The sequence below is a fragment of the Trinickia caryophylli genome (assembly GCF_034424545.1).
In the GTDB taxonomy this organism is placed as follows: Bacteria; Pseudomonadota; Gammaproteobacteria; order Burkholderiales; family Burkholderiaceae; genus Trinickia; species Trinickia caryophylli.
Genome location: NZ_CP139971.1, coordinates 2,233,054 through 2,252,058, shown reverse-complemented (window position 1 = coordinate 2,252,058; position 19,005 = coordinate 2,233,054). Strand labels below are relative to the sequence as shown.

The following is a 19,005-nucleotide window of genomic DNA, read 5'->3' as shown; positions in this document are numbered from 1 at the left end:
CACGTCATCGATCGTCTCAGCGCACCGTCTCGCGCTCGGGGGTGGCGCTGATCTTGTGGATCGACAAATCGGCACCGTCGAATTCCTGTTCTTCATCGAGGCGAATGCCGACAGTCGCGCGCAAAAGACCGTAGACGAGCGCCCCACCGGCCACGGCGACGACGATCGCCGCCAACGTACCCACGATCTGGGCAACGAGCGAGATGCCTCCGATGCCGCCAAGCGCGCGCTGGCCGAAAATGCCGGCCGCAATGCCGCCCCACGCACCGCAAAGCCCGTGCAACGGCCATACGCCGAGTACATCGTCGATGCGCCAGCGGTTTTGGACACAGGTGAACATGTAGACGAAGAGCCCCCCCGCGATCGCACCCGTGATGAGTGCGCCCAGCGGATGCATGACGTCCGAGCCCGCACACACGGCAACGAGCCCCGCGAGCGGTCCGTTATAGGTGAACCCGGGATCGTTGCGGCCCGCTGCCCAGGCGGACAGCGTACCGCCCACCATTGCCATCAGCGAGTTCACGGCCACGAGGCCGCTGATCTTGTCGAGACTTTGCGCGCTCATGACGTTGAAGCCGAACCAGCCTACCGCCAGCACCCAGGCACCAAGCGCCAGAAACGGAATGTTCGAAGGCGGGTGCGCAGCGACCCGGCCGTCGCGCTGATAGCGGCCTCGCCGCGCGCCCAGCAACAACACGGCGGGTAAGGCCACCCAGCCGCCGAAAGCATGGACGACGACCGAGCCCGCGAAATCATGAAAAGGGGCGCCGAGCACCGTGGTCAGCCACGATTGCAGGCCGAACCGGTCGTTCCACGCGATGCCCTCGAAAAACGGATAAACAAAGCCGACGAGCGCGAACGTGGCGCACAACTGCGAGTTGAAGCGCGCGCGTTCCGCGATGCCGCCCGAAACGATCGCGGGAATAGCAGCGGCAAAGGTCAGCAAAAAGAAAAAGCGAACGAGCGCATAACCGTTGTGGGCTGAGAGCGTCGCGGCATCGCCAAAAAACTGTACGCCATAGGCAACGGAATAGCCGATGAAGAAATAGGCAATAGTCGAGACAGCAAAGTCGACGATGATCTTGACGAGCGCATTGACCTGGTTTTTCTGGCGAACGGTGCCGAGCTCGAGAAAGGCGAAGCCGGCGTGCATCGCAAGCACCATCACTGCGCCAAGAAGAAGAAAAAGCGTATCCGCACTGGACTTCAATTCGTTCATAAACGCCGCGCCACGCGCAAAAATTGGGCAACGGACGCAAGATACGTACCATATTGGGGATAAATGCGCGAAGACAGTGCATTCCAGCTGATCGCACGGATGCACGGGCTGACGTGCCGGAATGCAGGGGGCTTCTGCCTTGCGCACTTGCACCGCTAAAGTGCCATAGATGCACTATCATCGCGCCTGCCGCACCAATCACGCACTCCCTTCGATGGTGCGACGCCCACCGTGGATAGCACGGGGATGGCTGCGGCCCCATCGTTTGGCAGGTGCTCCTTTCCTGCCGCGCTGTATTGCAATTGAAAGGCGAGACAGTGAGCCTTTGGCAGCTTGTCCGACAGGGTTTCGCTCATTAGTCGAGAATAGCGAACAATAGCGTAAATCCGCCGTAACGAGCCGTCATTATTGCTGATTCGAGAATTGTGTTTCTACCGATATAACGATGTTCGCGGCCCGCGCGGGCGAATACATTTAGGGGGCTCGTTTCAAGGAGCAGCAATGAGGACTAAAAAATCTTCCGCCCTAGACCTGAGCCGCGTCCAGATCGAGATTCTCGAGCAATCCGAGCATACGCTCATCATTCGCTGGGTGGAGCCGGGGCGCTGCCATTACGGCGAACAGCGCTGGCGCCGCCGCTCGGCCAATTCGTCGGGAACCTGCGTTGTCTCGCGTCGAGCGATCCGGCGCGGCGATGCCGTATTCCGCCCAGCGGAACGACCCGCACCCGCCAACGCATCAGCCATGATTTCAGTAGAAGCCTTTTTACAGCAAGGCGAAACGGCGGAGGCGTGCGCAGCCTGAGCCGCGCCTCCGCCAGCCCGCGGCGGCGCAGCGGTGTGCCGGCCGGCAATATCTCGTAAGCAATCGAGAAAACGCTCTTTTGATCGAGCCACCAGGAGGATGGCCGCAGGCCGATCATGCGGTATCGGTCCTGAACGCTGCACCCTCCAGCATGAAACTCGTCAAGTACGCCTGCTTCGCCATCGTTTTGCTTGCCCAACTCCCCGCTCACGCCGCCAGTTTCGACTGCCGCCGAGGCCATTCCGTCGCCGAAAAAACGATCTGCACTCACGCGGACCTCTCGACACTCGACGATGAGCTCGGTGATCTCTTCAAGCGGCTGCGCCGGCAAACGAGCGACCGGCGTGCGTTGGTTGCGGACAGCGACAGTAAATGGGTGTGGCGCGAGCAGAATTGCACCGATCATGACTGCCTGCTCGGCTGGTACCGATCGAGAATCGCCGAATTACGGCGACAAGCGAGCGAATTGGCACGGAAAAACGACGACCCACGGCGCGCCCCAGACCGAGCAGACGATCGAAGCACCGATGATCGGATGCCGCCGGTGCCGCACGGGCGCGTCACTGCCGATGCCCGAGCGCCGATCTGCACGGCGGCCGATCCGCTCCCGCCATTGCCGGAGCCCTGCGATCGCGTGTTGGGCAGAAAAGCGGAGTGGGATACGTCGAGCGACGATCAGTCGAAGGGCTGGTTCTGCGGCCTTGCGATGGACGTTTCCCCGACACGGTCGTCCACGGAATAGGGCGGCAAATTCGACAATACGCTGATGCATCAATACGCCGATGTTCGCGACCGGACGCGGCGTAATAATTTCCGTCCTCCATATTTCCACCGCGCTCAATTCCATTTTTTTCCGCAACGAACGCGTCTGTCTAATAGGTTTTTATAAAAACGTCATTTTCCATCGGCAACGATACCGTAAATCATGCGTATTTACCGAACCAAAACTGCGCATATACCGTTTGCATATCGATGCGATTTTTGCTAGCTTACGAACGCCACAAGAAGAAAGAATACCTGAGGTTCAAACTGACAGGAGGCATGCATGCACGAAGCAAATTGCGCACGCGCAATGTTCGGCGCATTTATCTCCGTGTTCACTCCGAGGGCAAGGCAGTACCCCAATGGCCATATCCGTGTCACGCGGCAGGCATCGCCAGGGCAGGCCGTCATCACAACGGCCAGCGCCATGCGCGCGGAATCGGTAATTGCGCACGTTGCCGCGGACGTTGAGAATTATTTTCCGAACAAGACAGGGATTTCCATGTCTTCGCCTCAAAGCGGATAACTACCCTCCGCTCGTAACCCGCCAGGATCGCCACATCTAAACGTCTGCCGGCTCGTAAGGAGCCGGTTGCCGGCGCTCGTCTGATCGGCGATCAGCTGAAAATCATCGACCGCGTGGGCTCCAGCCATTTACGTGGGGATTATCCGTGCCCGCGCGAGCCGCGTCGTCTGTTTTGGGGAGGGATATTTCGTGGGCGCACCCAATACCGTCGCATTTTCCGATCTCACCGGGCCTCAGCTGGAAATGTGGTTTGCGCAGCAAGTCGAACCGGATAATCCATTGTTCGACAGCCGAGCCTATGTCGACATCCAGGGGGAGATCGATATTGAGACCTTCTTTCAGGCGGTGCGCCGATTTGTCGACGAGGCCGACGTGCTCCATTTGCGTTTCACGGAAACCGCAGCCGGGCCGGTTCAATATTTGGACACTACGCGCGCCTGCGCAGTCGCGTTCGTCGACGTATCGGAGCGTGCCGATCCCGACGCCGCGGCATGGCAGATGATGCAGGAGGCATCGAGCAGCCTCTTCAACCTGATCGCGGGCCCGACTTTCACACAGCAATTGTTCAAGCTCGGCCACGCTCATTACATCTGGTACCAGCGATATCACCACATCGCAATGGACGGCGCCAGCGTACCGATCGCCATCCGACGCGTCATGCAGATCTACGGCGCGCTCACGAGCGGGCAAGCGGTACCGCTCGCCGAATTCGGCGGCCTGGATACCATGCTGCAAAGCGATCAGGCGTATCGCCGGTCTGCGCGCCATGAGGTCGACCGGCTTTACTGGCTCGACTACGTCGCGCGCCTGCCTTGGCCCCAAACCGTATGCGGCGCGCCAGCCGAAGGCAGCGGCGCCTTTAATCGCGCGTCGGCACCGTTGCCGCCGGCGCTTGCCGGCCGGCTCGCGGCCTCGGGAGAGAATGCCAGCAGATGGCCGCAACTATTGACGGCCATCGTCGCCGCGTACCTGTTCCGCGTCAGCGATTCACGCGTGACCGTGTTCGACTTCCCGGTCGCTGCGCGCCCGAAAGAAGCGCGCGCCATGCCCGGCATGTTCGCGAATGTGCTGCCGTTGCAGCTCCATCTATCGCCTCGGAGCACAGTCGCCGAGCTCAGCCGGCAAGTGGGAGCGGAGGTCTTCAAGCACGTGAAGCATCAGCAATTCCGCGGCAAGGATATCAAGCAGATGCGCGGCCTGGAGGCCGGGCCGATCTTCGGGCCGCGGATCAATATCATCCCGTTCGAGGACGAATGGGATTTTGCGGGCAGCCCCGCGACGTCGCATTCGCTCGCCAACGGGCTCGTCCACGATCTGGCCATCACGGTCATCGGCACGCCTGGAAAGGCCGGCTGCATGCTACACGTCGACGGTAATGCAACGCTCTACGATGCGCGCGCGCTCGATGCGCACAAGCAGCGGCTGCTTCATTTCATCGACACCGCGCTGGCGGCTCCCGAGCGGCCGATCGAGGAAATCGAACTCGTCGATGCCGAAGAACGGCAGTTGCTGCTCGAGACGTGGAACGCCACCCACGCGCCGTATCCCGCGCATCTGTGTATCCACCAGCGGTTCGAAGAACAGGTCCGGCGCACACCCCAGGCCACCGCCGTGCTCGCCGGCGAGACCGCCCTCTCCTACGCCGAACTCAACGCCCGCGCCAACCGCCTCGCTCACCACCTCGTCGACCTCGGCGTCGTACCCGATTCGCCCGTCGCCGTCTGCATGCAGCGCCACGCCGACTGGCTCGTCGCACTGCTCGCCATCCTCAAGGCCGGCGGCGCCTATCTGCCCCTGGACCCCGCCTACCCGCACGCTCGCCTCGCCCACCTGCTCGACGACGCCGCGCCGCACGTCGTGATCGTCGACAGCACCGGCCGGCTGGCGCTCGCCGATACCTGGCGCATACGCCATGCCGATCGACCGCCCGAGCCGTCCGACACCCCCACCCTGATCGAACTCGATACCCAGCCCGCAGCATGGGCCCACCAGCCCGACTCCAATCCCGAGCCGCGCTCCCTCGGCCTCGCCTCCCATCATCTCGCCTATCTCGTCTACACCTCCGGCTCCACCGGCACACCCAAGGGCGTCATGGTCGAGCATCGCCAGCTCGGCAACCTCGTGAGTTGGCACATCGCGCGCTTCGCTCTCGCTCCCGGCATGCTCGTGCCCTGCACCGCCGGCCTCGCCTTCGATGCCTGCACCTGGGAGATCTGGCCCGCCCTCCTCGCCGGCGCCTCCCTCGTGCTGCCGCCCGCCCGGCTCGCCGGCGATACCCTCGCCCTGCTCCAGTGGTGGCGAGCACAGCCCTTCGACAGCGCCTTTCTCGTCACCCCACTCGCCCTGCTCGCCATGCAGACCGGCCTGCCACCGAGCCTGAGCGCACTGCTCCTCGGCGGCGACCGACTCACCGCCTTGCCCGCGAACCTGCCCGACTCCCTGCGCATCGTCAACAACTACGGCCCCACCGAGACCACCGTCGTCGCCACCTCCGGCATCGTCTCGCCCAACGACGCCGTGTTCTCCATCGGCAAGCCCATCGCCAACACACGCATCTATCTGCTCGACGAGGCGCGCCAGCCCGTGCCGATCGGTGCCGTCGGCGAGCTTTACATCGGCGGCGTGGGCGTCGCGCGCGGCTATCTGAACCGCCCCGAACTCACCGCCGAGCGCTTCCTGCCCGATCCGTTCGAGCGCGCAAAGGGCAACGCCGACGCCCGCATGTACCGCACCGGCGATCTCGCGCGCTATCTGCCCGACGGCAACATCGTCTTCCTCGGCCGCAACGACGAGCAGATCAAGATCCGCGGCTTTCGTATCGAGCCCGCCGAGATCGAGGCCCAACTGGCCGCGCATCCGGGCGTGCGCGAAGCCGTCGTCATCGCGCGCGGGCACGAACATGGCGAGGACGAGAAACGGCTCGTCGCTTATGTCACGCTCAAGCACGCTGCCGAACACCATGTCGATTACCCTCGGGCAGAGGCCGCAGCCGAGTTTCCTCAGCTGCTGCGCTCGTACCTGCAAACGCGCCTGCCCGAGCACATGGTTCCCGCCGCCTTCGTGATGCTCGACGCCCTGCCTCTCACACCCAACGGCAAGCTCGACCGCAAGGCCCTGCCCGCCCCCGACGACGACGCACTGGCCAACGCGCGCTACGAGCCTCCGTCCGGCGAGATCGAAATCGCGCTCGCCTCCCTTTGGGCCGAACTGCTCGGCCTGCCACGCGTCGGCCGCCACGACAACTTCTTCGCGCTCGGCGGACATTCGCTTTTGGCTGTCCAACTGATCGAACGCCTGCGCCGGCGTGGAATCGGTTTAGCCATCAAGGATCTGTTCCAGCACCCCACGCTATCCGGGCTTGCGACGAGACTCGCGCAGCCGTTCGAGGTGCCGGTGCCGCCCAACGCGATTGCCCCGAACGCTCCCGCGATCACGCCGGCCATGCTGCCGCTGATCGATCTGGCGCAAGACGGCATCGACCGCATTGTCGCAACGGTGCCCGGCGGCGTCGGCAACGTGCAGGACATCTATGCACTTTCCCCGCTGCAGGACGGCATTCTCTTTCATCACCTGCTCGACCCGGGCAACGACCCCTATCTCTTGCGCGGCCACCTGCTCTTCGATGACCGCGACACACTCGAGCGCTATCTCGAGGTCATGCAAGCGCTCGTCGCCCGCCACGACATCCTTCGCACGGCGTTCGTCTGGGACACGCTCGATGCCCCGGCTCAGGTCGTCTGGCGGCACGCACGCACGCCCGTCATGGAGCCGGCGCTCGATCCCGCCGGTGGGCCCATTGCGGAACAGTTGATGTGGCGCTTCGACACGCAGCGCTACCGGATGGACCTCACGCTGGCCCCGCTGCTTCATTTCGCGATCGCCGAAGAGCCCGGCCGGGGCTGGCACGCAGTCATGCTGCTGCACCATCTCGTCGGCGATCACACGACGCTTGCCGTCCTGCATAGCGAGGTCCAGGCGTTCATGACGGGCGCCGGCGCGAGCCTGCCCGCTCCGCTGCCGTATCGCCACCTCGTCGCGCAGGCGCGGCTCGGCATGCCCGACGAGGAGCACGACGCGTTCTTCCGCGCGATGCTGCAGGATGTCTCCGTCCCCACCCACCCCTTCGGCATCGCCCGCATCGAACGTTCGGCGCCCGCGATCGGCGAAGCGCGGCTGGCGCTGCCGGCCAGCCTCGACGAGCGACTGCGGGCACATGCCCGGCGGCTTGGCGTGAGCCTCGCGGCGATCTGCCATTTGAGCTGGGCGGTGGTTCTCTCGCGAGTGAGTGCCACGCGTCAGGTCGTGTTCGGCACCGTGCTCTTTGGGCGCATGACCGCGGGAGCAGGCGCCGATCGTACGATGGGCCTTTATATCAATACGTTGCCGTTGCGGCTCGACGTGGGCGACACACAGGTCGAGCAGGCCATCCGCGAGACGCAGCTGCAACTGGCAGCCCTGCTCGCGCACGAACATGCTTCGCTCGCGCTGGCCCAGCGCTGCAGCGCCGTGCCGCCCAATGTGCCATTGTTCGGGGCACTGCTGAATTATCGGCACGACGCGTCGCCATCAGATGGACGCTTCGTGGTACCCGGCATGACGTTTCTCGGAGGACATGAGCGCACGCACTATCCGCTCGTACTTTCCATCGAGGACGACGGCGCATCGCTCACGCTTGCCGTTCAAGCCGCCGAATCGATCTCGCCGGAACGGGTGGGCGCCTACATGGCGCAATCGCTCGCGCAATTGGCCGATGCACTCGACGGGGCTGCGCCCGCCACGCTCGATCGACTCTCGGTCGTGCCGGAGCATGAACGGCATCTGCTGCTCGACGCCTGGAACGCGACCGACGCGGAGTTTCCGGAACGGTCCTGCCTGCATCAGCTCTTCGAGGCTCAAGCCGAACGCGCGCCCGACGCCATTGCCGTCATCGACGGCGAACGGAGCTGCTCCTACGGCGAATTGAACGCGCGCGCCAACCAACTCGCCCATCACCTCATTCAGTGCGGCGTCGTGCCCGACGCTCGCGTGGCCATCTGCCTGCAGCGCGGCCTGCACATGGTCGTCGGCCTGCTCGCCATCCTCAAGGCCGGCGGCGCCTACGTCCCGCTCGATCCCGGCTACCCCCCCGCACGGCTCGCGCACATCCTGCGCGACGCCGCCCCCACCATGCTCCTCGTCGATCGCCACGGCCAGCACGCGCTTGCCGATGCGCTCGAAGCACTTCAGGCCGATTCCTCGACTCCGACCGACATCGTCGATCTCGAACGCCACGCTTCCGCCTGGGCCCGCCAACCCGCCTCCAACCCCCACCCCCTAGCGCTTGGCCTCGACCCCCACCATCTCGCCTACGTCATCTACACCTCCGGCTCCACCGGCATGCCCAAGGGCGCGCAAAACGAGCACCGCGCACTCGTCAATCGCATCGTCTGGATGCAACGCGCCTATGCCCTGCGCGCCGACGATGTCGTCCTCCAGAAAACCCCTTTCAGCTTCGACGTCTCCGTCTGGGAGTTCTTCTGGACCCTCTCCTATGGCGCCACCCTGCTGATGGCCGCCCCGCACAGGCACCGCGATGCCGACTATCTCGCCTCGCTCATCGCCGCTCATCGCGTCACCACCGCCCACTTCGTGCCCTCCATGCTCAGCGGCTTTCTCGATGCCGCCCACGCCTCACACTGCTCCTCCCTGCGGCGCATCGTCTGCAGCGGCGAGGCCCTGCCTGCGGCCACCGCACGCCGCCTCGCGCAAATACTGCCCCGCACCGCGCTGCACAACCTCTACGGCCCCACCGAGGCCGCCATCGACGTCACCGCCTGGACTTGCCCCGAGCATTTCGATGACGACATCGTGCCCATCGGCAAGCCCATCGCCAACACGCGCATCTATCTGCTCGACGAGGCGCGCCAGCCCGTGCCTATCGGTGCCGTCGGCGAGCTTTACATCGGCGGCGTGGGCGTCGCGCGCGGCTATCTGAACCGCCCCGAACTCACCGCCGAGCGCTTCCTGCCCGATCCGTTCGAGCGCGCAAAGGGCAACGCCGACGCCCGCATGTACCGCACCGGCGATCTCGCGCGCTATCTGCCCGACGGCAATATCGTCTTCCTCGGCCGCAACGACGAGCAGATCAAGATCCGCGGCTTTCGTATCGAGCCCGCCGAGATCGAAGCCCAACTGGCCGCGCATCCGGCCGTGCGCGAAGCCGTCGTCATCGCGCGCGGGCACGAACATGGCGAGGACGAAAAACGGCTCGTCGCCTACGTCACGCTCAAGCGGCCCGACCAGGACGGCGCCGGTTTCCGCGATACCGATGCCGAGCCTGCCAACGGCAGCGGCAACGACACACAGCAATCATTCAGGACTGCCAACCTTCCTCAGCTGCTGCGCTCGTACCTGCAAACGCGCCTGCCCGAGCACATGGTCCCCGCCGCCTTCGTGATGCTCGACGCCTTGCCCCTCACGCCCAACGGCAAGCTCGACCGCAAGGCCCTGCCCGCCCCCGACGACGACGCGTTCGCACACGTGGCCTACGAGCCGCCGCGCGGCGCAATCGAACAGGCCATCGCCGATATCTGGCGCTCGCTGCTCGACGTCCAACGCATCGGACGCCACGATCATTTCTTCGAATTGGGCGGCCACTCGATTCTCGCCGTACGCATGATCGCCCGGCTGCATGCCGCGACGGGTACCGTGCTGCCGCTGCGCGCGGCGTTCGATGCCCCGACGGTCGCCGATCTGGCGCTGGCGCTGCAATCGGCGCGCGACGGCCAGCCGAACGACGCGCCGCTCGAACTCGTCGTGGCGGATCGCGCCAAGCCCTTGCCGGTTTCCTTCGCCGAAGAGCGCGTGCTCGCGGTCCAGGCGGATGCCGCGCGCGCAGCGATGCTGAATTCGTCGCGCGTGTTCGCGCTGTCGGGCGTCATACGCCCCGCCCTTCTGAAACAGGCACTCGCCTTCGTCGTGCGTCGCCACGAAATTCTGCGTACGCACTACAAGCTCGACGAAGACACAGGACGCTTCGTCGCCATTATCGATACGCCCGATGCCTGGCAACTCACCGTCAAACAGGCCTCTGGGCACGAGGGCGAGGCGATACGCCTCGCTCAAGCGGCGGCGATGCAAAGCCCCGATTGCATGACGGGGCCTGTCTTCGGCGCCGTGCTTTGGATGGAGTCCCCCGAACGGGCCGCCCTCGTGCTGTCGATCCACCACATCGCCATGGACGCCGCGTCATGGAAGACAGTCTGGCGCGACTTCGCACTGGCGTACGATGCACTGGCCGACGCAGACGCCCCCGCCTGCAAGCCGCTCGCGCTCCAATACCGCGACTTCGCCGCATGGGAGCGGATGCATCTCGACGAAGACCGGCTTTCGGCGCTTCGGCAAACATGGCGGGAACGGCTCGCGGGCGCCCCTGTGTGTGTCGATCTGCCGTTCGATCGCCCGCGCCCCGCATCCCTCTCCGATCGGGCGGGACAAACAGCCCGCACGCTTGCACGCACGCTCGCGGACGCAGTAAAGCAAACCGCCGCGCAACATCGTGTGACGCCGTTCATCGTGCTCGAAACAACGCTTGCGCTGCTGACGGCGCAGCTCTCGCATGGCCGCGAGGTCGTGATCGGCACCGTCGCCGACGGCCGGCGTCACTCGGCCGTCGAAGACATGGTGGGACTCTTCGTCAATACCATTCCGTTGCGTCATGCGATCGCGCGGGATGCCCCGCTGTCGGAGCATCTCGCACGCACGGCCCATGAGCTCGTGGGCGCTCTGGAGGCGAGCGAACTTCCGTTCGCCGACATCGTCTCGGCGGTCAACCCTGTTCGCGCGGCCTCGCACGACCCGGTCTTCCAGGTGTTTTGCCAGTTTCAGCACGGCTTCGGCAGCACGCGCACAGACCTGGCCGGGCTGAGGATCGACGCCCTCGCCCGCGAAACGGTCGGCCGCGGCGCGGAACTCGCCGTCATGTTCCATGAAACCGACGAATCAGTGCGGCTCGATGTCAGCTACAGTGCAGACTTGTTCGATGCGGGCACCGCCGAGGCGATTGTCGAACTCTATCTGAGCCTGCTCGCGCACGTTCTTCGTCACCCATCGACGCCGATCGCCGACGTCTGGCGGTACGCAACCGATGATGCGCGAACCGGTGCACACGGCGCGGCCGTGGCGCGCCTGCTCGAGCCTCGCGCGCCGGTGCCGGGCAGTTGGTACGCATTCTCGCCCGCACAGCAATCGGTTTGGCTGCAAGAGCAGGCCGCGCCGCGTGGAACGTCCTTTTTCTCCGTGGCGGCCATGCGTTGCCCGGCCACAGCCGATCGAGCCCGCGTGAAGGCCGCCGCTCGCGCGCTGATCGACCAGCATCAATCGTTCTGGCTCGAATGGACGCCTGCCGGCCTGCAACGCGAAGCCGCCGCGCCCACCACCCGCTTCGAGGAACACCGTCTGGCCGATACCGCGCACGGCCCCGATGCCATGCAAGCGGTGCTGGCCTGGCATCGGCATCAGAACGAAAACGGCGATGCGCGAACGAGCTCGGTCGCGGTTTTCGAAGGCGATGAGGAGTTGATCGTCGCACTGCGCTCGCATCATGTGCAAAACGACGGCTGGTCCGCAATACGATTTTTCGAGCGGTTCGCGAAGAATTACACGGCACTCGCAAAGGACTCCGGACATCGATTCGCGATGGATCGGCGTTTTCTCGATACCTTGCAGGCTGAAGACCGCTATCTCGCCTCGCCCGCGTATGAGCGCGACGCCGAGTACTGGCGTGCCGCTTGCGCCAGGATGGACGGCCCGCCGCTCGTGACTCAACTGGCCGACCGGCCCAATGCCGCCCTTGCCGCCGACCGCGTCGAATCGGTACGCAGGATCGTCGACCCCGCGCTGCAGACGGCGCTCGCGCACGCCGCCGCGTCTCTGTCGGTCTCGCAGGCGGAGTATCTGACCGCTCTGACCACGCTTTACCTCGCACGTGTCGCCCGGACGCGCGACCCGGTGATCGGCGTCTCGTTTTTGAACCGGACCAAAGAATCGCTCGACATCCCCGGCCAGTTCGCCAAAGTCATTCCGCTGCATGTCATGCTCGGCGGCACCGATACGCCTGTGCGCGCAATCGTACACAACGCGCGCGATGCATTCCGCGACGCGCTCGATCATGGCCGCTACCCGTACGGCGAGATGGTCCGGCAATACAGGCTTGCGCCGCGGCACATCGACGTCAGCGTCAATACACTCTTCCTGCGTCATCCCGTCACGATAGGCGGCGACGCCGCGCCGATACAGTGGCTCTGCGGCCCGGAAAACGGCTTGTCGTTCCTCTTCACGCAGTTCGGCCGGACAGCGCCGATCGAACTCGAGTTGCGCTTCAATCGCGGCTGCTTCGAATACGCGACCGTTGCACGCCACGCGGAACGCCTGCTCGCGTTCCTCGCAACGGCGTGTGCGGCGCCCGAGCATCGCGCGGACGAACTGCCCATCGTTACAGAGCATGAACGGCATCTGCTGCTCGACGCCTGGAACGCGACCGACGCGGAGTTTCCGGAACGGTCCTGCCTGCATCAGCTCTTCGAGGCTCAGGCCGAACGCGCGCCCGACGCCATTGCCGTCATCGACGGTGAACGGAGCTGCTCCTACGGCGAATTGAACGCGCGCGCCAACCAACTCGCCCATCACCTCATTCAGTGCGGCGTCGTGCCCGACGCTCGCGTGGCCATCTGCCTGCAGCGCGGCCTGCACATGGTCGTCGGCCTGCTCGCCATCCTCAAGGCCGGCGGTGCCTACGTCCCGCTCGATCCCGGCTACCCCCCCGCACGGCTCGCGCACATCCTGCGCGACGCCGCCCCCACCATGCTCCTCGTCGATCGCCACGGCCAGCACGCGCTTGCCGATGCGCTCGAAGCACTTCAGGCCGATTCCTCGGCTCCGACCGACATCGTCGATCTCGAACGCCACGCCTCCGCCTGGGCCCGCCAACCCGCCTCCAACCCCCACCCCCTGGCGCTTGGCCTCGACCCCCACCATCTCGCCTACGTCATCTACACCTCCGGCTCCACCGGCATGCCCAAGGGCGCGCAAAACGAGCACCGCGCACTCGTCAATCGCATCGTCTGGATGCAACGCGCCTACGCCCTGCGCGCCGACGACGTCGTCCTCCAGAAAACCCCTTTCAGCTTCGACGTCTCCGTCTGGGAGTTCTTCTGGACCCTCTCCTATGGCGCCACCCTGCTGATGGCCGCCCCGCACAGGCACCGCGATGCCGACTATCTCGCCTCGCTCATCGCCGCTCATCGCGTCACCACCGCCCACTTCGTGCCCTCCATGCTCAGCGGCTTTCTCGATGCCGCCCACGCCTCACACTGCTCCTCCCTGCGGCGCATCGTCTGCAGCGGCGAGGCCCTGCCTGCGGCCACCGCACGCCGCCTCGCGCAAATACTGCCCCGCACCGCGCTGCACAACCTCTACGGCCCCACCGAGGCCGCCATCGACGTCACCGCCTGGACTTGCCCCGAGCATTTCGATGACGACGTCGTGCCCATCGGCAAGCCCATCGCCAACACGCGCATCTATCTGCTCGACGAGGCGCGCCAGCCCGTGCCTATCGGTGCCGTCGGCGAGCTTTACATCGGCGGCGTGGGCGTCGCGCGCGGCTATCTGAACCGCCCCGAACTCACCGCCGAGCGCTTCCTGCCCGATCCGTTCGAGCGCGCAAAGGGCAACGCCGACGCCCGCATGTACCGCACCGGCGATCTCGCGCGCTATCTGCCCGACGGCAATATCGTCTTCCTCGGCCGCAACGACGAGCAGATCAAGATCCGTGGCTTTCGTATCGAGCCCGCCGAGATCGAGGCCCAACTGGCCGCGCATCCGGGCGTGCGCGAAGCCGTCGTCATCGCGCGCGGGCACGAACATGGCGAGGACGAAAAACGGCTCGTCGCCTACGTCACGCTCAAGCGGCCCGGCCAGGACGGCGCCGGTTTCCGCGGTATCGATGCCGAGCCTGCCAACGGCAGCGGCGACGACACACAGCAATCAGTCAGGACTGCCAACCTTCCTCAGTTGCTGCGCTCGCACCTGCAAACGCGCCTGCCCGAGCACATGGTTCCCGCCGCCTTCGTGATGCTCGACGCCCTGCCTCTCACACCCAACGGCAAGCTCGACCGCAAGGCCCTGCCCGCCCCCGACGACGACGCGTTCGCACACGCAAACCACGAGGAGCCCGATGGCGAGATCGAAACAACGCTTGCGGCGCTTTGGTGCGAACTGCTGCAGGTCTCGCGCGTCAGCCGCCGGGACCATTTCTTCGAACTTGGTGGCCACTCGCTGCTTGCGGTTCGCATGCTGAACCGCGTGAGTACGATCCTTGGCGGGGACGTATCGCTCAGCGTGCTGTTCGAGCGTCCGACGCTCGCGGCCTTCGCACAGGCCGTTGCCGAGCGGCGCGACCAGCGTGCCGGCAGCCCCGCTCCCTTGCCAGCCATCGTCGCGACGCCACGCGATGCGCCGCTTACGCTGTCGTTTGCCCAGCAGCGGCTCTGGTTCCTGACGAAGCTCGAGCAAACGAGCACGACCTACCATGTGCCGCTCGTTTTGCGAATCCAGGGCGCGCTCAATATCGAGGCCTGGCACCGTGCACTCGACGCGCTGTGGGAACGCCACGAGGCGCTGCGCACGATCTTCCCCCTCACGGACGGCGAGCCGGTCGCGCGCCTGCTCCCGCCCGGGCAAGGCATGCTCTGGCGCGACGACGATTTGTCGACGCTTGCCGATCCGCTGGGCCATCTGCAGCGCCTTTGCGAAGAAGAAGCACTGGCGCCGTTCGATCTGGCGTTCGGCCCGCTCGTGCGGGCCCGGCTGCTCCGGCTGAGCGGCACCGAACATGTTTTCATGCTCGTGCAGCACCACATAGTGTCCGACGGCTGGTCGCTGAGAATACTCGTGAAGGAGCTTTGTCAGCTGTATCGCTCGCTGACCGTGCATGCAAACCCGCCACCGGCGCCGGCCCTCCAGTATCGCGACTACGTGGCCTGGCAGCGCCAGTGGGTGAACGCCGAGCGCCTGGCCGGCGAGGCCCGGTTCTGGCGCAGGACGCTCGCGGGCATACCGACGCTACTGTCGTTGCCGACCGACCGGCCGAGGCCGCCGCAACAATGCTTCGACGCGGCGCGGCTGCCGATCCGGCTCGATCTCGAATCCACGCAGGCCTTGCGGCGGTTCGCACAGGCGCGCGGCGTCACGCTCTTCATGGTGTTCGTCGCGGCGTGGTCCGCGGTGCTCTCCCGCTTGTCGGGGCAGAACGACCTTGTCATCGGCACGCCGACGGCCAACCGCCCGCTTGCCGAACTCGAGTCGCTCGCCGGCCTTTTCGTCAACACGCTCGCGCTGCGCATCGATCTGTCCGGCACGCCCACGGTGCTCGACCTGCTTGCGCGCGTGCGCTCGGCCGTCGTTGCCGCGCAGGAGCATCAGAACCTGCCGTTCGAGCAGGTGGTCGAAATCGTCAGGCCACCGCGCCGCCTCGACCATACGCCGGTGTTCCAGACCATGATGGCGTGGCAGGACATCGACGTCGGCCCGCTCGAGTTGCCGGGGCTGCGATTCGAGCCCGTTGGCGGATCGCTCGACCGTGCGAAGTTCGACCTCGAACTCGATCTGGGCGACGATGGCCAAACGATCGGCGGCGCGCTTCGCTATGCGAGCGCGCTCTTCGACGAAGCGACGATCGCGCGGCATTGCCGCTATCTGCTCGCCTTCGTTCGCGCCATGATGGACGATCCACATCAGCCCCTGGCGGCCGTGCCGCTCGTCGATGCCGAAGAACGGCAGTTGCTGCTCGAGACCTGGAACGCCACCCACGCGCCCTATCCCGCGCATCTGTGTATCCACCAGCGGTTCGAAGAACAGGTCCGGCGCACACCCCAGGCCACCGCCGTGCTCGCCGGCGAGAGCGCTCTCTCCTACGCCGAGCTCAACGCCCGCGCCAACCGCCTCGCTCACCACCTCGTCGACCTCGGCGTCGTACCCGATTCGCCCGTCGCCGTGTGCATGCAGCGCCACGCCGACTGGCTCGTCGCACTGCTCGCCATCCTCAAGGCCGGCGGCGCCTATCTGCCCCTGGACCCCGCCTACCCGCACGCTCGTCTCGCCCACCTGCTCGACGACGCCGCGCCGCACGTCGTGATCGTCGACAGCACCGGCCGGCTGGCGCTCGCCGATACCTGGCGCATACGTCATGCCGATCGACCGCCCGAGCCGTCCGACACCCCCACCCTGATCGAACTCGATACCCAGCCCGCCGCATGGGCCCACCAGCCCGACTCCAATCCCGAGCCGCGCTCCCTCGGCCTCGCCTCCCACCATCTCGCCTATCTCGTCTACACCTCCGGCTCCACCGGCACACCCAAGGGCGTCATGGTCGAGCATCGCCAGCTCGGCAACCTCGTGAGCTGGCACATCGCGCGCTTCGCTCTCGCTCCCGGCATGCTCGTGCCCTGCACCGCCGGCCTCGCCTTCGATGCCTGCACCTGGGAGATCTGGCCCGCCCTCCTCGCCGGCGCCTCCCTCGTGCTGCCGCCCGCCCGGCTCGCCGGCGACACCCTCGCCCTGCTCCAGTGGTGGCGAGCACAGCCCTTCGACAGCGCCTTTCTCGTCACCCCACTCGCCCTGCTCGCCATGCAGACCGGCCTGCCACCGAGCCTGCGCGCACTGCTCCTCGGCGGCGACCGACTCACCGCCTTGCCCGCGAACCTGCCCGACTCCCTGCGCATCGTCAACAACTACGGCCCCACCGAGACCACCGTCGTCGCCACCTCCGGCATCGTCTCGCCCAACGAAGCCGTGTTCTCCATCGGCAAGCCCATCGCCAACACGCGCATCTATCTGCTCGACGAGGCGCGCCAGCCCGTGCCGATCGGTGCCGTCGGCGAGCTCTACATCGGCGGCGTGGGCGTCGCGCGCGGCTATCTGAACCGTCCCGAACTCACCGCCGAGCGCTTCCTGCCCGATCCGTTCGAGCGCGCAAAGGGCAACGCCGACGCCCGCATGTACCGCACCGGCGATCTCGCGCGCTATCTGCCCGACGGCAATATCGTCTTCCTCGGCCGCAACGACGAGCAGATCAAGATCCGCGGCTTTCGTATCGAGCCCGCCGAGATCGAGGCCCAACTGGCCGTGCATCCGGCCGTGCGCGAAGCCGTCGTCATCGCGCGCGGGCACGAACATGGGGAGGACGAAAAGCGGCTCGTCGCTTATGTCACGCTCAAGCACGCTGCCGAACACCATGTCGATTACCCTCGGGCAGAGGCCGCAGCCGAGTTTCCTCAACTGCTGCGCTCGTACCTGCAAACGCGCCTGCCCGAGCACATGGTCCCCGCCGCCTTCGTGATGCTCGACGCCTTGCCCCTCACGCCCAACGGCAAGCTCGACCGCAAGGCCCTGCCCGCCCCCGACGACGACGCACTGGCCAACGCGCGCTACGAGCCTCCGTCCGGCGAGATCGAAATCGCGCTCGCCTCCCTTTGGGCCGATCTGCTCGGCCTGCCACGCGTCGGCCGCCACGACAACTTCTTCGCGCTCGGCGGACATTCGCTTTTGGCTGTGCGAATGCTGGCCACGGTCGAAAAGACACTCGGGCGCGCGTGCTCGATCCGCACACTCTTCGAAGCGCCGACCGTCGCGCAGCTCGCGTGCGCGCTCGCAAGCCCGGCTGACGAAGCCGATGCACTCGCCGTGCTGCTGCCACTGCAGCGTACCGGACAACGCACCCCGCTCTTTTGCGTGCATCCGGGCGGCGGGTTCGCCTGGCCCTATGCAGCGCTGGTTCGTCATCTTCCGGATCGCCCTGTCTATGCGCTGCAGGCGCGCGCCCTCAGCGAGCCGAACGCCGACGCGCCGACAATCGAGGCAATGGCTGCCGACTACGTGGAGCAGATCCGCCGCGTGCAACCACGCGGTCCGTATCATCTGCTTGGCTGGTCGCTCGGATGCCATATCGCACATGCAATGGCCACCAGCCTGCAAGCCGACGGCGAAGCGGTCGAACAACTCATCATGCTCGACGGCTATCCGCTGCATGCGGAGGAAGCTGCCCCCGCGCCAACCGAGAACGAAATCCTGGAGTTGCTGTCGCGCGCCCTGCCCGACGCAGCCGGCATGCTCGGCAAGCCGGATGCCTCCGCACCGCTTCGCGCGGCCGGGCAAAACGAAGCAGGTATCAACGGCACGGGCAACCGCAACGCGGTCGCGATGCCGCCCGAGGGTACGCTCTTCAATGCGATCGTCGGTCAATTCAAGGCGGCACCCACGCTCGCGAGCCGATACCGTCCCCGCGTTTTCGACGGCGACATTTTCTTCGTCCGCGCGGCCGGCACGCCCCCCGGGCGCCCCGCCCCTCGTTCTCCCGATGCGTGGCAAGCCTATGCGACCGGGCGCATCATGAGCATCGACGTTCCCTGCCTGCACGAAACGATGATGCAGGCCGACGTGGTCGAGCAAATCGGTCCCCTCGTGGCCGCCGCGCTCGATTCGCATGTCGCGTTGCGCACGCGGCCGCTCAGCGCCTCGCTCACATAAGCCGAGCGTACGCCATGCATTGACGTACCGATACCACGCCGACGGCGCCCCGGTTCTATCCCCGGCCGGCGGCGCCTGTTTTACTTGCGCATCCGCGGGCGAGGCGGCAGCTTCGCCCGCGCCACCGATCTTT

General features: G+C 65.9%; 3 protein-coding genes. 2 read left to right on the top strand and 1 reads right to left on the bottom strand.

Annotation, left to right across the window (positions count from 1 at the left end; translation table 11 throughout):
* Positions 1–16 precede the first annotated feature (16 nt).
* Positions 17–1,219 carry an ammonium transporter gene (locus tag U0034_RS29010; protein WP_085230735.1) on the bottom strand — a complete coding sequence of 401 codons (1,203 nt, stop codon included), beginning with the start codon at positions 1,217–1,219 and terminating at the stop codon, positions 17–19.
* A 501-nt stretch (positions 1,220–1,720) separates the two neighbouring features.
* Here U0034_RS29010 and U0034_RS29005 point away from each other — a divergent pair.
* Both U0034_RS29005 and U0034_RS29000 read left to right on the top strand, forming a co-directional pair.
* On the top strand, positions 1,721–2,023 hold the full coding sequence (locus U0034_RS29005; RefSeq protein WP_085230736.1) for a DUF3331 domain-containing protein: 303 nt from the start codon (positions 1,721–1,723) through the stop codon (positions 2,021–2,023).
* 1,477 nt (positions 2,024–3,500) lie between these two features.
* Positions 3,501–18,872 (top strand): non-ribosomal peptide synthetase, encoded by a 15,372-nt coding sequence (locus U0034_RS29000; protein WP_176072561.1) that lies wholly within the window; start codon positions 3,501–3,503, stop codon positions 18,870–18,872.
* Positions 18,873–19,005 lie beyond the last annotated feature (133 nt).